The organism is Bacillus mycoides, from assembly GCF_001757995.1.
Classification (GTDB): domain Bacteria; phylum Bacillota; class Bacilli; order Bacillales; family Bacillaceae_G; genus Bacillus_A; species Bacillus_A mycoides_B.
Map to the genome: position 1 here is coordinate 1 of NZ_LXLV01000056.1, position 16,412 is coordinate 16,412.

At 37.2% G+C, this 16,412-nt stretch carries 15 protein-coding genes and 2 pseudogenes; 6 read left to right on the forward strand and 11 right to left on the reverse strand.

Annotated features, from left to right (window positions below; all coding sequences use genetic code 11):
• The first annotated feature begins 450 nt into the window (after window positions 1-450).
• Complete coding sequence (locus tag BWGOE10_RS17000) at window positions 451-2,697, forward strand: ABC transporter ATP-binding protein (protein ID WP_070144233.1); 2,247 nt, start codon at window positions 451-453, stop codon at window positions 2,695-2,697.
• Complete coding sequence (locus tag BWGOE10_RS17005; RefSeq protein ID WP_070144234.1) at window positions 2,694-4,568, forward strand: ABC transporter ATP-binding protein; 1,875 nt, start codon at window positions 2,694-2,696, stop codon at window positions 4,566-4,568. Before BWGOE10_RS17000 ends, BWGOE10_RS17005 begins: the two co-directional genes overlap by 4 nt.
• 227 nt (window positions 4,569-4,795) lie before the next feature.
• On the opposite strand, the gene BWGOE10_RS17010 is transcribed toward BWGOE10_RS17005, so the two are convergent.
• The 4 genes from BWGOE10_RS17010 to BWGOE10_RS17020 form a co-directional block, all read right to left on the reverse strand.
• A complete protein-coding gene (locus BWGOE10_RS17010) occupies window positions 4,796-5,341 on the reverse strand; it encodes a GNAT family N-acetyltransferase (protein WP_070144235.1) in 546 nt (181 codons plus the stop codon).
• Between the two features lie 317 nt (window positions 5,342-5,658).
• Window positions 5,659-5,769 carry a YjcZ family sporulation protein gene (locus BWGOE10_RS30300; RefSeq protein ID WP_000505681.1) on the reverse strand — a complete coding sequence of 37 codons (111 nt, stop codon included), beginning with the start codon at window positions 5,767-5,769 and terminating at the stop codon, window positions 5,659-5,661.
• A 417-nt stretch (window positions 5,770-6,186) separates the two neighbouring features.
• Window positions 6,187-6,666 carry a phage tail protein gene (locus tag BWGOE10_RS17015; RefSeq protein ID WP_236735989.1) on the reverse strand — a complete coding sequence of 160 codons (480 nt, stop codon included), beginning with the start codon at window positions 6,664-6,666 and terminating at the stop codon, window positions 6,187-6,189.
• 16 nt (window positions 6,667-6,682) lie between these two features.
• Entirely contained in the window at window positions 6,683-7,162 is a 480-nt protein-coding gene (locus tag BWGOE10_RS17020; protein ID WP_070144237.1) for a GyrI-like domain-containing protein, read from the reverse strand.
• A 110-nt stretch (window positions 7,163-7,272) separates the two neighbouring features.
• Here BWGOE10_RS17020 and BWGOE10_RS17025 point away from each other — a divergent pair.
• Window positions 7,273-8,234 (forward strand): annotated as a pseudogene (locus BWGOE10_RS17025) (helix-turn-helix transcriptional regulator).
• A 293-nt stretch (window positions 8,235-8,527) separates the two neighbouring features.
• On the opposite strand, the gene BWGOE10_RS17030 reads toward BWGOE10_RS17025, so the two are convergent.
• The gene (locus BWGOE10_RS17030) at window positions 8,528-9,847 is read right to left on the reverse strand and encodes an aromatic amino acid transport family protein (protein ID WP_070144238.1); all 1,320 of its coding nucleotides are present in this window, start codon (window positions 9,845-9,847) and stop codon (window positions 8,528-8,530) included.
• Between the two features lie 147 nt (window positions 9,848-9,994).
• Window positions 9,995-10,152, reverse strand: a pseudogene (locus BWGOE10_RS33525) (L-serine ammonia-lyase, iron-sulfur-dependent, subunit alpha); the annotation flags it as partial.
• A gap of 726 nt (window positions 10,153-10,878) precedes the next feature.
• Between BWGOE10_RS33525 and BWGOE10_RS30305 the strand changes: the two are divergent.
• Window positions 10,879-10,989: a YjcZ family sporulation protein gene (locus tag BWGOE10_RS30305; protein ID WP_100246340.1), complete on the forward strand. Its 111-nt coding sequence runs from the start codon at window positions 10,879-10,881 to the stop codon at window positions 10,987-10,989.
• A 273-nt stretch (window positions 10,990-11,262) separates the two neighbouring features.
• On the opposite strand, the gene BWGOE10_RS17035 is transcribed toward BWGOE10_RS30305, so the two are convergent.
• The gene (locus BWGOE10_RS17035) at window positions 11,263-11,619 is read right to left on the reverse strand and encodes a MerR family transcriptional regulator (protein ID WP_070144239.1); all 357 of its coding nucleotides are present in this window, start codon (window positions 11,617-11,619) and stop codon (window positions 11,263-11,265) included.
• 113 nt (window positions 11,620-11,732) lie between these two features.
• On the opposite strand from BWGOE10_RS17035, the gene BWGOE10_RS17040 reads away from it, so the two are divergent.
• Together BWGOE10_RS17040 and BWGOE10_RS17045 are read left to right on the forward strand one after the other, a co-directional pair.
• A complete protein-coding gene (locus tag BWGOE10_RS17040) occupies window positions 11,733-12,494 on the forward strand; it encodes an SDR family NAD(P)-dependent oxidoreductase (protein WP_070144240.1) in 762 nt (253 codons plus the stop codon).
• A gap of 355 nt (window positions 12,495-12,849) precedes the next feature.
• Window positions 12,850-13,353 carry a DinB family protein gene (locus tag BWGOE10_RS17045; RefSeq protein WP_070144241.1) on the forward strand — a complete coding sequence of 168 codons (504 nt, stop codon included), beginning with the start codon at window positions 12,850-12,852 and terminating at the stop codon, window positions 13,351-13,353.
• 607 nt (window positions 13,354-13,960) lie between these two features.
• Here BWGOE10_RS17045 and BWGOE10_RS17050 read toward each other — a convergent pair.
• From BWGOE10_RS17050 to BWGOE10_RS17065, 4 genes are all read right to left on the reverse strand, one after another.
• Window positions 13,961-14,710 (reverse strand): ABC transporter permease, encoded by a 750-nt coding sequence (locus tag BWGOE10_RS17050; protein WP_070144242.1) that lies wholly within the window; start codon window positions 14,708-14,710, stop codon window positions 13,961-13,963.
• Entirely contained in the window at window positions 14,711-15,472 is a 762-nt protein-coding gene (locus BWGOE10_RS17055) for an ABC transporter ATP-binding protein (protein WP_070144243.1), read from the reverse strand.
• Between the two features lie 170 nt (window positions 15,473-15,642).
• Complete coding sequence (locus tag BWGOE10_RS17060; protein ID WP_002121077.1) at window positions 15,643-15,984, reverse strand: DUF1048 domain-containing protein; 342 nt, start codon at window positions 15,982-15,984, stop codon at window positions 15,643-15,645.
• Window positions 15,985-16,059: 75 nt separating this feature from the next.
• The gene (locus BWGOE10_RS17065) at window positions 16,060-16,380 is read right to left on the reverse strand and encodes a PadR family transcriptional regulator (protein WP_002087595.1); all 321 of its coding nucleotides are present in this window, start codon (window positions 16,378-16,380) and stop codon (window positions 16,060-16,062) included.
• Window positions 16,381-16,412: the final 32 nt, after the last annotated feature.

Consider the following 16,412-nt stretch of genomic DNA (forward strand, 5'->3'; position numbering starts at 1 on the left):
AGACAGAGCTCAACCTGACGGCTTTCATTCCTACTTTCAGTCAATCAGTTATTGTTATCAAATTGATAACCCTCCTATTTCGTGTTTACACACTTATAAGGAAACGTGTCGCACAAAGGATTATTTTATTTTGGACTGTCGCTCCATTTCATTCATTTGCAACTCTTTTCTTCATCTTTCATTTTCCAACATATATGAACCACGACTTGTATCAGCCCGCCTAAAAAAGAAATGTTTTTTTATATCATAGTTTAAACCCCTTTAACAAATTCATCACAAAATTCTCCCCCCTAAAAGGGGCATCATATCTTCATATAGTCATAAAATTAATCTGTGGTCTAAAATACGTAAAGAGCTGCTAGAATGAATGACTGAGAATACGAAGAATAAAGGAGAGAAACGGAGTAAACACTAAAAAAATTAGACAAGGAAAATGGAGAGATGAATTAAATGTTAAAGATCATCAAACATTTAAAGCCATTTGTTGCTTCCATCATTGCAGTTGTATGTCTTTTAACTGTGCAGGCAGTATGTGATCTATCACTGCCAGACTACATGTCTAACATTGTCAATGTAGGGATTCAGCAAAAAGGTGTAGAAAATGCAGTACCTGAGGTTATTCGTAAAAGTGAAATGGATAAACTTACGCTCTTTATGAATGAAAATGAGAAGAAAAAAGTAGCTGACAACTATGCGCTTTTAGATAAGAACAACCTCTCTCAAAGTGAACTAAAAAATGACTTAAAAGATTATCCGCAGCTTGATAAAGAACCACTTTATAAGCTACATACAGAAGATAAAAAAATAATTAACGAACTTAACGATATCTTTGGGAAACCAATGTTAATTACACAAGGAATTGAAAAAGGCGACTCATCTGCTTTCCCTCCTGCCGCGACAGGTGACAACAACACACCAGCGAAGCTTCCGCCAAATACAGATCCTTTTGCAATCATTGCGAAACTTCCTCAAGATCAAATCAATGCAATGAAAGAAAAGGCAGATGAAAAGTTTAAGAATATGCCAGGCAGCATGGTAACACAATCAGCTGTTTCATACATTGAGAATGAGTATAAAGAGATCGGTATCAATATAGATAAGCTTCAATCTAACTTTATTCTTACTTCCGGCGGGAAAATGCTGCTTTTATCCTTAGTAAGTATGGCAGCTACCGTTATCGTGAGTTTACTTGCTGCAAAAGTAGCTGCAGGACTCGGCAGAGACCTTAGAAAGAAAGTATTCCGGAAAGTTACAAACTTCTCGAATGCGGAGTTTGATAAGTTTTCCACTGCATCTCTAATCACAAGAAGTACAAATGATATCCAGCAAGTTCAAACACTTATGGTTATGATGCTTCGCATTGTATTCTATGCACCAATTTTAGGTATCGGCGGCATTATTAAAGTACTTACTACAGACCTTTCAATGGGATGGATTATCGCAGTTGCGGTAATCGCGATTTTAAGCCTAGTCATTGGTTTATTTAGCATCGCGATTCCTAAGTTTAAGCGTATCCAAAAGTTAGTAGATAAAATTAACTTAATCACTCGTGAATCTTTAACAGGTATGCTCGTTATTCGTGCTTTTAATAATCAAAAACATGAAGAAAAGAAATTTGAAAAAGGAAATCAAGATTTAACAAACACAAATTTATTTGTAAGCCGTTTAATGTCATTTATGATGCCAATGATGATGTTTATCATGAATGCCGTTACTGTACTTATTATTTGGGTTGGATCACACCAAGTGGATATGGGACATATGCAAGTTGGTGATTTGATGGCATTTATGCAATATACAATGCAAATCATCATGGCCTTCTTAATGATTTCAATGGTATCTATTATGGTTCCACGTGCTTCAGTTTCCGCACAACGTATCGCAGAAGTTTTAGATACTGACGTTACCATTAGTGATGTAAAAGAGCCGAAAACATTTGCTTCAGACAAGAAAGGCTACGTTGAATTTAAAAATGTTGGCTTTAGATATCCAGGTGCAGAAGAAGATGTGCTTTCCAATATCACCTTTACTGCAAAACCTGGTGAAACGACAGCTTTCATCGGAAGTACAGGTAGTGGTAAATCAACATTAATCAACTTAATTCCACGCTTTTACGATGTCACAAGCGGCCAAATATTAATAGATGGCACGGATATTAGAGAAGTATCTCAGAAGGAATTAAGAGAGAAAATTGGTTATGTACCGCAAAAAGGAGTTCTCTTCTCAGGTACAATCGAGAGTAATTTGAAATACGGTAAGAAAGAAGCAACTGAAGAAGAACTCGAAAAAGCGGCAGAAATCGCGCAAGCTATGGAGTTTATTAGCGCGAAACCTGAAAGTTTCCGTACAGAAATATCACAAGGTGGTACGAACGTTTCTGGTGGTCAAAAACAAAGACTTTCTATTGCGCGTGCTCTTACGAAAAAATCGGAAATCTTCATATTCGATGATAGTTTCTCAGCTCTTGACTTTAAGACAGACGCAGCATTGCGCAGAGCTTTAAACAATGAGATTACAGGAAGTACTGTTTTACTTATTGGCCAAAGAATCAGTACAATCATGAATGCCGATAAGATCATTGTACTTGACGAAGGAAAAATAGTTGGAACTGGTACTCATGAAGAGCTTATGGAAAACTGTGAAGTTTATAAGCAAATTGCTTTATCACAACTTTCAAGAGAGGAGTTGTCATCATGAGTGACAGAAAAATAGAAAATAGAAAACAAGACGGTCCTGGTCCTGGCGGTGGCGGCCATATGGGCGGCGGCATGAGAAAGATTGAGAAGGCAAAAAACTTCAAAGAAACGATGAATAAACTCCTTCAATACTTGAAGCCCTATAAATTATCAATCTTAATCGTTATCCTTTTCGCAATCGGTAGTGCAGCCTTTACAATCGTTGGTCCAAAAATTTTAGGAAAAGCGACAACAAAACTTTTCGAAGGACTCGTAAGCAAAGTATCAGGAGCACCCGGTGCGGCCATTGACTTTACCTACATCGGAAACATTGTCATTTTACTCCTTGGATTATATATACTGAGCACTGTGTTTGGTATTATCCAGGGGTACATTATTTCTGGAGTAGCTCAAAAAGTATCTTATAACTTCAGAAAAGAAATCGATGAAAAAATTAACCGTATGCCGCTGAAATACTTTGATAAAACAACGCACGGCGAAGTATTATCAAGAATTACAAATGACGTAGATACAGTGAGCCAAACTTTAAACCAAAGTATGTCGCAAATCATCACATCCGTTATTACAATCATCGGTGTACTTATCATGATGTTATCAATCAGCTGGCAAATGACATTAGTGGCGCTTTTAATATTGCCAGTATCGATGCTTCTCATCATGGCAGTCGTAAAACGATCACAAAAATACTTCAAATCCCAGCAAGAATATTTAGGACACGTAAACGGTCAGGTCGAAGAAATTTATAGTGGTCACAATATCGTAAAAGCCTTTAACAAAGAAGAAGAAGAAGTAAAAAAATTCGAAGAGGTAAATGATACCCTTTACCACTCCGCATGGAAATCTCAATTTTTATCTGGAATGATGATGCCGATTATGACGTTTATCGGTAATATCGGTTACGTCGCTGTATCTATTTTAGGCGGATGGCTTGCGGTAAAGAGAACCATCGCAGTTGGAGACATTTTAGCCTTTGTGCAATATGTTAGAAGCTTTACGCAACCAATCGCTCAAGTAGCACAAATCGCGAACGTACTTCAATCCACTGCAGCTGCTGCAGAAAGAGTCTTCGAATTTTTAGAAGAAGAAGAGGAAGTGCCAGAAGCAGAAAATCCAGTGAAGCTGCAAAAGGTTCAAGGAGAAGTTACCTTCCAAGATGTTCAATTTGGATACAATCCAGATAAGATCATCATCAATAATTTCTCATCTAACATTAAACCTGGACAAAAAGTAGCAATCGTCGGACCAACCGGAGCTGGTAAAACAACGATTGTAAAACTGTTAATGCGTTTCTATGACATAAACAGCGGTGCAATATGTATCGACGGTCACGATATAAAAGACTTCACGCGAGAAGACCTGCGCAACATGTTTGGTATGGTACTTCAAGATACTTGGCTATTTAACGGCTCCATCATGGAAAATATACGTTACGGTAGACTCGATGCTACAGACGAAGAAGTAATTGAAGCAGCGAAAGCAGCTCACGTTCACAACTTCGTAAAAACATTACCAAATAAATATCAAATGGAACTAAACGAAGAAGCAAGCAACGTATCCCAAGGACAAAAGCAACTACTAACAATTGCACGCGCCCTTATAGCGGATCCAAAAATATTAATACTCGATGAAGCAACAAGCTCCATTGACACTCGTACAGAAGTACTGATTCAAAAAGCGATGGAAAACCTTATGGAAGGTAGAACAAGCTTCATTATCGCTCATAGATTATCAACAATACGTGATGCAGATTTAATCCTTGTCATGAAAGATGGGGACATTGTAGAACAAGGTGATCATGAAGAGTTATTGAAAGCTGATGGTTTCTATGCTTCGCTTTACAATAGTCAGTTTGAAGGTGCGGATGCTTCGTGAGATTGATGGGACACTCCTCTTTTTTAGAGGGGTGTTTTATTTTTAGTCCCTATTTTAATAACATTCATTGAAAACATAAAAATAGCCATCATTTCACATATATTGGGCTAACCCCCATCGCTATCAAGCTAAGGTTTTAATATACCCCCTAAATAAAAATCCACATCAACTAGCCCCCGCAAAAGGTGCTAGTTGACGTAAATTTCGTTATCGAAAGTGAAATGAGCTTACACATCCAAGCTGTTGATGATTGCTAATATTTGATGATCTGTCCATTTGCCATTAATCTTTACATTTTCTTTAGCTATACCTTCTTTTTTAAACCCTACTTTTTCTAATACACGAATAGATGCTATATTATCAGGCATAGCTCCAGCTTCAATTCTATGTAGTTTTAATTCTTTAAAAGCAAAGTCTACAACAAGTTGCAGAGCTTCTGTTGTATAGCCCTTTGCATTATACTCCTTATCTAAAGTAAATCCCGTATAACAACTTTGGACGTCTCCCCTAGCAATTTGAGTTAATGAAATGTCTCCGATAAGTTTATCAGTCGCTTTTAAAAAGATTCCAAAAGGATATACTAGCCCTTCCTCTGTCTTTTTTAATGCCTGTTCAATGCGTATTTTTTGATGTTCTTCTGTATAAAAGGCTTCTGGGAGTAATGGACAAACTCGTTGAAAAAATTCGCGATTTCTAGTATGTAATTTAGCTAACTCGCTGGCGTCAGAAATCTTGTAAAGTCGAATATATATTTGTTGTCCTACTAGTTTCATAAAACTCCTCCGATAGCATTTTAATACAATTTTATCATGGTTAATGAAAGAGAAAATTGATAAATATCGTATTCATTTCAAGTTACCCTAACATCTCATTATGAGCGGTAATCAAATCCCATAAATCCATTCATACCAAGAGTCCACCAAACTTTTATTTCCTTTGCTGTATGCAGAATTTCGTATAGCCCTGTCACAACAGCATTTGGCATTTCAAACCGTTTGCGTAGCCTGTATAAAATCTGCGTTTTGCCGTCAGTACTCTGTTAAGAAAAAGAAAAAACACTCGAATAAGAGTGTCTTTTCTAATAGTTTTTTTAGCAGAAGCAGCTAGCTCCAACGATGATTAATAAAATAAATAATACAACTAATAAAGCAAATCCTCCAGCAAAGCCACAGCCGCCACCACAACTACCACCAAATCCCATAATAGTTCCTCCTTTAGATAAGAGGGGAAAACTAGGGTTCACTCATGTATTTTAACGGATTCAATTTACTTTATGTTTTTACGCATGAATTGAGCAGGTCCTTTTGAAAATAAAGAAAAGACACCCTAAGGTGCCTTCCTCCGACTTGATAACTACAGTATATGTATTGGACTCCCATCCAATATCATTGTATCACTTCGTTGTATAGCGGTTATTGAGAAATAGTGTTCAAATCTATATTTTGTTTGGCTAGGCTTCTTTCATTTTTATAAGGACAATCATCTTTATTTCATTGATGTGATGCTTCCCCTATTTAGAACAATATAAAAAAGGCTAACAACTCAAGATCGTTAGCCATCCTCTTCCATAATCACGCCTTTTAAAAGAATAACTCAATACAACAAATGCTCAGATTCTTCAACTTGCACTATATTCTCCTTTAATTACAAAAAACGAACCTCGAATTGTTCCAGCAAGTTTAGACTTCTGCCTAGCAAACTTAAATTTCTCTTCTAACTCCTTTGGTATCTCCATTCCCTCAGAAAGCTTAAATCCAACAGCCCGCTTCTTCGGATTATCTAATGTATACATGACGTTGACTGCAAGACCATCCTCATAGAAGACATAGGCAAATTTAATATTTTCCACTTGAAAACACGATGTTTCTAAAGGTTTAGCCGCAAACTCAATATCACGTTCTTCTTTCAAAATGCGGTTCACATAATCAAGATTCTTCTCGCTTTCACTAGCTGGTACAACCGTAAATTCATGCTTGTATTTGTTCATAAAGTAACGTGCTTCATGGGCACGTAAACCAGCAAGCGCTTCTACTATAGGTGAAGACTCTAAGCCAGCTGTAGTTACGTTTTTAAAATCAACGATATTGGACAATTCCATCTCTCCTTTAATCTCTTTACTTCCTAACAACTGGAATCCACATTTCACCAAATACTAAACCGTTTCGCTGCCCCATCTCAACCGTTGTATTTGGCCCACCAACATAGGCAAAATCCTTTGCTTCTGGTAAGACTTGACCAAAGGCAATTCCAGTAAGCTTATTACTTAGCTCCTCAGCCGTCTTACCTTCTCCTTTAACTACTAAATATTCCCCCATAGGAAACTGAATAACTCTAGATTCTTCTTGTATTTGTGCCTCTGTCATAACACCAGCATAATACATCATCTTGTTATTCACCGCTTCGCTCACAGAAAAAATGTAATCATTTGTGGCTAAAGCTTTTAAAGTGTCAAGCCTTCCATCTTGTTTAACTGCCTCCCAAAAGTCTTCTTTTTCTTTATTTATTCCAGCAAAGTCTGTGTATTCGCTCTTAAGTTCAGTTCCAATACCTAACACGATGAAGCTATCTTTTTCTTCTAAAGTATAATTTTTCATATTCAAAACCTTCCTCACTTTTAAATTAATCAAGTAATTTATCTTTTCTCTTGATGAGTTTATAATAACCTTAAAACATGTCAAAAAATGATACTGTTTAGGAGACCAACATGAAAAAAGTTGAACGGATTAATACGATCATGCGGTACATCAACAACCGCTCCCACTTTACAATTTCTGAAATCATACAAGAATTTAACATCTCACGATCGACAGCTATTAGAGACATTAGAGAGATTGAAGCCATGAGGATGCCGCTCGTCGCTGAAGTTGGAAGGGCTGGGGCTATTTTGTCATGCATAACTCTATCCTGCCCGTCGTTCGCTTTACTGATAATGAGGTCAAAGCTCTTTTTATTGCCTTTATGGCCACAAGAAATCAACAACTTCCCTATTTAAAGAGTCGTCAGTCTTTAGCTGAAAAACTACTAGGGCTCATCTCAGAAACCCAGCAGGATGACCTTGTTCTTTTAAATCAAATCTTGCTTTTTGAAGGGACTAACCCCTATAACCCCGACCTACTTGAGCTTTCTGACCTCCCCCACCCTATGTTAGAAAAACTCATCCAAATCCTTCTTTTAGATAGCCATTTATTGGTTACTATAAAAGAAGAGAATGTAATCAAGTCTTATCCAATTTATCTACTACACCTTTATCAAGAAAAAAGCCATTGGATAATTGAAGGCTTTGATTTAAAGGAAGAAAAAAAGAAGATGCTCCCTGTCGATCATCTCATCAATGTCGAACCCTATACGACGAAAAAGAGATTAAGTAAGAAAAAGATTTTAGAAAAACTAAGTAAGAAGGACGAAGCAATCAACCTTGTACTTGAACTTGGTCCAAAAGCGATTGCCCAGTTCAAAAAATACCACCCTTTAAAAATTTCTATTTCCTATACAAACCCTTACCAATCCACAGCCATTCTAAAGACTTTTATCAATGTTAACAATCTCGATGAATTAACAGAAATAACAAATTGGCTACTTTTCCTAGGTAAGGATATCAAAATTAGGGAAGTGCCTGAAGAATTGTTAGAAGGTTTAAAAGAGAGATTATGTTTATACTGCCCATAAGCAGTGACCAGTTACACCCAAAATAATATCAAGTTTGACTAGATGCCAGTTACCCCTATTTTCAAGCAAATAGAGAAAACATTTTTTTACTACCGTTTCCTTAAACGCTCTTCTAGTAATAACGCCAACACAAAAAAGACATGAACTAATCTTTGTTCATGTCTTTTCATATTAGAGTTTAATCCACATTAAATTACTTGTTTAATATTCTAATGTGGATTTATCTTATCCATAATCTCTTTCATTCTTTTTTCATTTCCCACTATTTTAGCACTTGAACTAACAATAGCGAATTAGAATAATGACTTAATACTTGCTAGGACAGTAAGTATACCTACAATAATGACAAATACATTGCTCATTTTCCCTCTGTATTTAGCCAGTACTGGTACTTTACGAATCGCATACATTGGTAATAGACATAAGATCGCAGCAACTAACGGACCGCTAAGGGAATCAATGATTCCAAGAATACTTGGATTTGCATAAGCAACATACCAGCATGTTAATACGACAAAAGTAAGAATCATTGTCTTAACTGTTTTTTCTTCGATAGTTTTTCCGCGTGTTTTACCAAACTTGATAATTACGTCACGCATTACCTCATATGCCCCTATATAATGGCCAAGGAAAGACTTTGTAATAGCCACAAAAGCAATGATAGGAGCTGCAATAGTGATTACAGGCGAATTAAGCTCATTAGCAAGATATGATAGGATTGACAAGTTCTGTTCTTTTGCCACCTTAAGATCATCTGGAGTCAAACTTAAAGTACTGCTCCAAACAAAGAACATAACAACAGCGAATGTCATGATATAACAAACTTTTTGTATTTGAGCACACTTGGCATCAGTAGCGTCTATTCCATACGTAGCTCTCTGTTTCATAACGAATGACGAAATCATAGGAGAATGATTAAACGAGAACACTATGATTGGTAGTATCATCAATATCGTTCCCAAATATCCTGTTCCTGTTGAAGTAGTAGAAACACTTGAAAAGCTAATCATTGACGTATTCCACTGTGGAATTAAAGATATTGCGATAAAAAGTAGAGAAGCTATGAAAGGATACACTAGCATACTCATGATTTTCACAGTAATATCTTGACCAAAATTTAATATAGCGATAAGACCGAGTACTAATACAAGCGATAAAATGGCCCTTGGAGGCTCCTGCATGTGCAATTGATGCACGATAAAACTACTTGCAGTATTTGTAAGTGCAACCGAATACATCAGCACGATCGTATAAATTGAAACGAAATATACTATGTTAAAAATTATACTTGCCTTATTTCCAAAATACTCTCTTATTGTACCTGTGATCCCCTCATCAGCAGAATTAGAAGCGTATATCATTTTAGCAAGTGCCCTATGTGAGTAATACATAACAGGAAATGCAAGTATCGTAATTAAAAGTAATGATAATAAACCACCTGAACCTGCATTAATAGGTAAAAAGAGTACTCCTGCTCCAATTGCTGTTCCAAAAAGGCTCAATGCCCATGTAGTATCTTGTTTATGCCACTTTTTAGGATCTAGATATTGCTCATTTTTTACTGCGGTATTTTCAGCTTGAAATTCTATTTTTTTTGCAGTATTCCCATTCATATAATAAATCCCCCTTGTATCCTATTCTTACGTCTCTTTTTAGGCTTAAGAATATAGACCATTCTTAAAAAATGAATCACTTACTAGATGCCCCATATTGTAAACGATTCCACCTAAAGCTGTCTCTCTTAATGTGCGAGGCATTTATCCTCCAACCCTATACTTCGTCAGCATTGATGATATTGTTTACACCAGCTAACACGATGTCCGCTGCTACTAAACTATTTTGAAGAAATTCCCCTTCTGGTCACACACCTTTCTGCAATTAATCGTTTCAGTCTGTCCAATTTTAAAATGTTTGATATTTTCTCCGTAGGTAATCGGTTACCTCTCGACGCCCTCATTATAACGTTTATATTTGCGAGTCTAATATTTTTTTATTTTTAGAAAGACAGAATAAACAGAATTATGAATAGATAATAAATTACAATTGGTGTATAGCAATTGTGTCTATTTTTTGAAGCTGTATTAGTTAGCAAAAAGGGGAAAATAATACAGATATCCTTTTTGTTAAAACGTTGACTATATTGGGAACTCATTATAAAGATAGTTATATTCCCTTTTGCTGAAACATCTTATTTTAGACGCGAAAACTGTTATAATAAATAATCATTGTAGATGTAAAGGAATAAATTAAGAAAACATAAAATCATCTAACTGAATATTTATCACTAATATCGAATTAATATTCATTTTTCAGAAAAAAAGAACTTCTTTCCCGAGGAGCCAACACATCTTCTATAATGATTGACATGTTAAGCCTGTTAAAAGAATAACACCATAAGTTTCCATTTACTATATGTAATATTTATTAAGTGTAGTTTCCTCTAAATATGCATAATTGCATATTTAGGAAAAGAGAGTCTACTTTCTTATTGTGTAATAAAGAGATAGCCCACCTACGGAAATAGGTGGGCTTTTTTTAAAAAAAGGACCTGTTCAATTCATGCATAAAATCATAAAGTAATGTGAACCCGTTAAAATACATGAGTGACCTTAAATTTCCCCTCTTACTCAAAGGAGAGATTTTTATGGGATTTGGTGATAGTTATGGCGGCGGCTGTGGCTTTGCTGGAGGATTTGCTTTATTAATTGTATTATTTATTTTATTAATTATAGTTGGAGCTAGCTGCTTCTGCTAAAAAACTATCAGAAAAGACACTCTTACTTGAATGTTTTTTCTTTATGGGATAGTACCACACATCTATCAACTTAAGAAAAGTAAACCCCTCCCAATAAAAAAATCCCATAGGTGTTTTGCAAATCCTTTAATTATCCATCGACTACAATTGTACTTATTTTGCCGACGCTTGTCGTTTGCATAGACGCAAGAATAAAAAAAGATAGAGATACAAATATCTCTATCTTTTATCAATGGGGATGGAAGTTTCATTTTATTCTTTTTATCTTTAACTTCATTTACTGATGAAATCTTTATAAGCAGCAATTTTATATTCAAGCATCTCATCTGCAGCTTTTAACGTTCTGATTTGTTTCTTAATAGCGTTTTTATGTTCTTCTAAAAGGCTTAATCGCTCTAGTGTAGTATGTTCTCCTTCTAAAACTAATGAAGCATACTGCTTTATTTTTGCGATAGGCATTTGTGTTTCTTTTAACTTGATAACAAATTGCAGCCATTTAATATGTGAATCGTTATATCGCCTGTCTCCCCTAGCATCACGAACAGGAATTATAATTGTTTCCTTTTCGTAATACCGCAATGTATGTGTACTTATCCCTAAAATTTTAGCCACTTCACCGATGGTGTGCATAAGAAGCCTCCTCATGAATCTTTTTCTTGACTTAGAGTTTACTCTAATCATTATAATCAACTCATAGTTCGTTCACAATAAAATTAATTGGATAAAATTCAGGAGGAATTTATATGAAATATACAGTTATTACGGGTGCCAGTTCAGGGATTGGGTATGAAACGGCGCTTGCTTTTGCGGCTCGCGGAAAAAACTTAATCATAGCAGCTCGCAGAACGGAGGAATTGGAAAAGCTAAAATCAAAAGTGGCCGACATTAACGTAGACCTAGATGTTGTCATTCGAACTGTTGATTTATCTGTTACTACAAATGTTTATGCATTCTACGAAAGTCTTCAGGACTATCAGATCGAGACCTGGATCAACAATGCCGGGTTTGGAAACTTTGCTTCCGTTGGGGAACAAAATTTAAATAAAATTGAGACGATGCTTCATTTGAATATTGAAGCCTTAACCTTGCTGTCCTCTCTTTATGTACGTGACTATTCAGATGTTAAAGAAACGCAAATCATCAATATTTCTTCAGGAGGAGGATACCGGATTGTTGCCGACGCTGTGACCTACTGCGCGACAAAGTTCTATGTAAGTGCCTTTACAGAAGGGCTAGCACAAGAATTGAAAGGAAAAGGAGCAGCCATGCAAGCAAAAGTCTTGGCTCCTGCTGCAACAGAGACCGAATTTGCGAAACGCTCCTATGATGTTGATAATTTTGAATATGATGGTATTGTTCCTAAGTTCCATACAGCTGAACAAATGGCCGGTTTCTTACTGGATTTATATGACAGTGAGAAAGTGGTCGGAATTGTGAATGGAGAAACGTATGACTTCGAATTAAGAGATCCGATTTATCCATATGTGACGCGGACAAGAAACTAGTCTTTTAAAATCCAAACATAACAAAAAGCCGATAGTTCCTTAGCGTATATTTTCGTTAAAATGTGGCGGTAATTCTAGTAAATCTTTTGTATTCACGATGGATATATTAAAAAAAAGAGATAAAGAAAAAAATCTTGCTGAATGTGGATCCTAGGTTAATGAGTAAGCTAATTTATGCTTCTGTAAATATATTGCACGATATGGTTATACCCATTCTGAAGTTTTAGATAAAGATAATTTAGAAATTGTTTTTAACATGCTTTGGAAAAGTATTGTGAATGTGTAAGGACTGATACTTTTATCAAGGAAAGATACAGAAAAAATGCAATTTAGATAGTGAAGGAGATTTAAAATCATGGATAAATTTCAAGCAAATAAAGCGTTTAGCGAGGCATTAGTAAAATCGTTAAGAGGAGAACGAGGACATCTTCCCATCAAGAATGCTTTGTCGGATATAGACTTGGCGCTTGCGGGAAAACGCAGAGAGGAACTGCCTTATTCTATTTATCAATTAGTGAAACACATGACCTACTGGCAAGACTTTCTCTTATTATCCGCTCAGGGGGAGAAGCTTGCATTGCCTGCCCATGTGAAAGAGAGCTGGCCTGAAGAAGAATGTCCTAGCAGTGAGGAAGAGTGGAAACAGATTATTCAGTATTTTCTTCAAGGGATTGAACAGGCATGCACGATTGCCCAAACTGTTCAATTGGACAAACCATTGGAAAAATGGCCTGGTGAAACCCCGGGCGGTGTACTACGCAATATTGCATCTCACAACTCCTACCATTTAGGAGAAATTGTGCTGATTCGCAGATTATTTAGTGCTTGGCCACCGCCCACAGGCGGATATCCGGCCTAAACAAGGTTATGGGTGGAATTCTTTCCTTTGAATTGATTCAATATAGTTATATTGCGGACTAGAGCAGGAACCCTGTTACTATGCCTAAAAGAATGCTTCAAACGAATAGAAAAAGCTTGTTTTGATCATTCATTTTTCAAAGCAAGCTTTTTCTATTCGGGGTACAGCCGAGATACGTGTAAAAACAGGTCATAGACTTACTTTTTTTCTAACTATGACCTATTGAGCTTATAGAGGTATCGTTTCTTCTATTGGCTTGGGGATTTTCTGTAAATCAATTACATTATCCCCAAAGCGTTTTATATGTCTAGTCATATAAGGACTTAGCTTTTCTAAATCTTAGCGTGAAAAGCGCTAACCTTCTTTTTTTTATTGCCTAAAATCATAGTGAACACAATCTTTATAAAGTAATTCCAAGAAAGAAATAAAAGCATAATTCTTATACTAGAATTGCGCCGATCGTTGCATAACATAAAGGTGTTATACCGACAATCGTTACATTGAGAGCACACCCAATAATTAAAGCACGGAAACTCTTCCCGTGCTTTTCAAAATATATATATTATTTCGGAAGTTTTAGTTACAATAATACACCGAACTGATGGTGTTACCCTAACTGACGTTTAAATGCTTTACCCGCGAAGAAGTAAGCGATAACCATAATGCCCACACACCAAGCAAGCGCTACCCAAATATCGTTGCCAACAGTCCCTTCATATAAGAGGGCACGAATCGCATTCACGATTGAAGTCACAGGCTGGTTCTCAGCGAACGCACGAACAATTTTTGGCATAGTTTCGGTAGGAACAAAGGCCGAACTAATAAAGGGCAGAAAAATTAGTGGGTACGAGTAGGCTGTCGCCCCTTCCATAGACTTCGCTGTCAACCCGGGAATGATAGCGAGCCATGTCAGCGCCAGCGTAAACATCCCGAGTATTCCAGCTACCGCGAGCCAATCCAGAATATTAGCACTGGAACGAAAGCCCATTAAGAGCGCAACAAGGATAACCACCACGATAGTAAGCACATTAGCAACAAGTGATGTTAATACGTGAGCCCATAATACCGACGAACGCTTAATGGGCATAGTAATGAAACGTGCCATCAGCCCACTCTTTACATCCGTAAACAACCGCACGGATGTGTAAGCGACACCGGATGCGATAGCCATCAACAAGATTCCCGGCAATAAATAATTGACGTAGTTATCCGTTCCTGTCTTTATCGCGCCTCCAAATACGTAGACAAACAACAGCATCATCATAATCGGTGTAATCGCTACCGTAATAATTGTATCTGGACTACGCATGATGTTACGCATTAAACGCCCTAATAATACCCCTGTTTTGCTCTTCATTTACATCTCCTCCTTTTTGCCGATGATCGCAAGGAAAATTTCTTCCAATGTCGGCTGCTTCTCGATATACTCCACTTTTGTTGGCGGGAACATCTCTTTAAGTTCTGTAAGAGTACCAATCGTGATAATTTTTCCGTCATGCAAGATAGCGATACGGTCCGCCAGTTGTTCGGCTTCCTCCAAGTACTGAGTCGTGAGCAAGATGGTTGTGCCACCGCCAGCAAGTTCCTTGACGGTATCCCACACTTCAATCCGTGCTTCAGGGTCAAGCCCTGTCGTCGGTTCGTCGAGAAAAATGACTGCTGGCGTCCCGATCAAGCTCATGGCGATATCAAGCCGGCGCTTCATCCCTCCCGAATACTGGTCTGCCCTCTGGTTAGCTGCATCAGTTAGGCTGAATCTTGCAAGCAAATCGTCAGCGACTTGGGCGGGACTAGAAACTCCACGCAACTTGGCAATCATTATCAAGTTTTCTCTCCCCGTGAGCATACCGTCTAAAGCTGCGAACTGCCCTGTCAGACTGATACTTTGACGAACATGATCCGATTGACGCTGGACGTCAAAACCGCAAATACCTACTTCACCACCATCTTGCTTCATCAGCGTCGAGAAGATATTAACCGTCGTCGTCTTGCCTGCTCCATTTGAGCCCAGCAGTGCGAAAATTTCGCCACGCTGCACCTCAAAATCCACCCCCTTTAACACTTCCTTATCTTTAAAAGATTTTTTTAACCCTTTTACAGAAATCGCTGTATTGGTCATACTTTTTTTCCTCCTTAAAAAATGTTTTGCAAAGCTAGATTGCCTACACCCCTCTATTTAGTATTACTGATAATCTGTATTACTTAGTACCGGTTTAAAAATATAACTGAATAGCGATGGCGGCAATTCACATTTGTAACCAGCTAATCAGTCGGTATTACCTTTTGCATTTATTTTTTTCTCAATTGCTTCATGATACTTTGATTCAAATCTTCACGATACTTGGAGACATAAGTTTTAGCGTTTGCCACTAGTTCGTCAGCAAAGGATGCCACGTCCTCCCCAGTGATTTCCAGCACTTGTCTACCTTCCGCCGCACCGGCTTCAAACAAATCGATTAATTCATACTGTATGTGTAGCATATCCATCCCGTTGCCCGCTGAAAAATTCCACATGTAGTTTTGAATTTTCTTAAACACAAACTGATAGTCCTCTGGCAGAGCTCCAACCCGTGCCATCATCATTTTGTACTCTCTTTTATCACCAATTAATTTTTTAAACATTTCCATCATATTATTTTTCCTCCTTTTTTATAAAGCAGAACAAGAAACTTCCAAAATATCGGCCGAATATTTTATCTTATGAGGCTAGTTTGACTTCAAGACGTTAATTTTTGATGATACAAAATCCCATTTTCTCCAAAACAATTCAAGCTCCTGACGGCCATCCTCATTTAGTGAATAAAACTTACGAGGCGGCCCCATATCTGATGGTTTCTTTTCAATATTCACAAGCTTTTTCTTTTCTAATCGTACTAGGATGGTATAAACCGTTCCTTCCACGACTTCGGTAAACCCAAGATCATTCAGGTGGCGGGTAATCTCATAGCCATACGTTTCACGGCGGCTAATGATTTCCAGTACACACCCTTCCAGTGAACCTTTCAGCATTTCAGTTAAATTTTCCATGTCCTGATCCTCCTTTACCCCCTATTCTGTCT

Excerpts from the sequence above, each read along its gene's own strand:
- BWGOE10_RS17000 (WP_070144233.1), top strand. The coding sequence starts at position 451 with ATGTTAAAGATCATCAAACATTTAAAGCCATTTGTTGCTTCCATCATT.
- BWGOE10_RS17005 (WP_070144234.1), top strand. The coding sequence starts at position 2,694 with ATGAGTGACAGAAAAATAGAAAATAGAAAACAAGACGGTCCTGGTCCT.
- BWGOE10_RS17010 (WP_070144235.1), bottom strand. The coding sequence starts at position 5,341 with ATGAAACTAGTAGGACAACAAATATATATTCGACTTTACAAGATTTCT.
- BWGOE10_RS30300 (WP_000505681.1), bottom strand. The coding sequence starts at position 5,769 with ATGGGATTTGGTGGTAGTTGTGGTGGCGGCTGTGGCTTTGCTGGAGGA.
- BWGOE10_RS17015 (WP_236735989.1), bottom strand. The coding sequence starts at position 6,666 with ATGGAATTGTCCAATATCGTTGATTTTAAAAACGTAACTACAGCTGGC.
- BWGOE10_RS17020 (WP_070144237.1), bottom strand. The coding sequence starts at position 7,162 with ATGAAAAATTATACTTTAGAAGAAAAAGATAGCTTCATCGTGTTAGGT.
- BWGOE10_RS17030 (WP_070144238.1), bottom strand. The coding sequence starts at position 9,847 with ATGAATGGGAATACTGCAAAAAAAATAGAATTTCAAGCTGAAAATACC.
- BWGOE10_RS30305 (WP_100246340.1), top strand. The coding sequence starts at position 10,879 with ATGGGATTTGGTGATAGTTATGGCGGCGGCTGTGGCTTTGCTGGAGGA.
- BWGOE10_RS17035 (WP_070144239.1), bottom strand. The coding sequence starts at position 11,619 with ATGCACACCATCGGTGAAGTGGCTAAAATTTTAGGGATAAGTACACAT.
- BWGOE10_RS17040 (WP_070144240.1), top strand. The coding sequence starts at position 11,733 with ATGAAATATACAGTTATTACGGGTGCCAGTTCAGGGATTGGGTATGAA.
- BWGOE10_RS17045 (WP_070144241.1), top strand. The coding sequence starts at position 12,850 with ATGGATAAATTTCAAGCAAATAAAGCGTTTAGCGAGGCATTAGTAAAA.
- BWGOE10_RS17050 (WP_070144242.1), bottom strand. The coding sequence starts at position 14,710 with ATGAAGAGCAAAACAGGGGTATTATTAGGGCGTTTAATGCGTAACATC.
- BWGOE10_RS17055 (WP_070144243.1), bottom strand. The coding sequence starts at position 15,472 with ATGACCAATACAGCGATTTCTGTAAAAGGGTTAAAAAAATCTTTTAAA.
- BWGOE10_RS17060 (WP_002121077.1), bottom strand. The coding sequence starts at position 15,984 with ATGATGGAAATGTTTAAAAAATTAATTGGTGATAAAAGAGAGTACAAA.
- BWGOE10_RS17065 (WP_002087595.1), bottom strand. The coding sequence starts at position 16,380 with ATGGAAAATTTAACTGAAATGCTGAAAGGTTCACTGGAAGGGTGTGTA.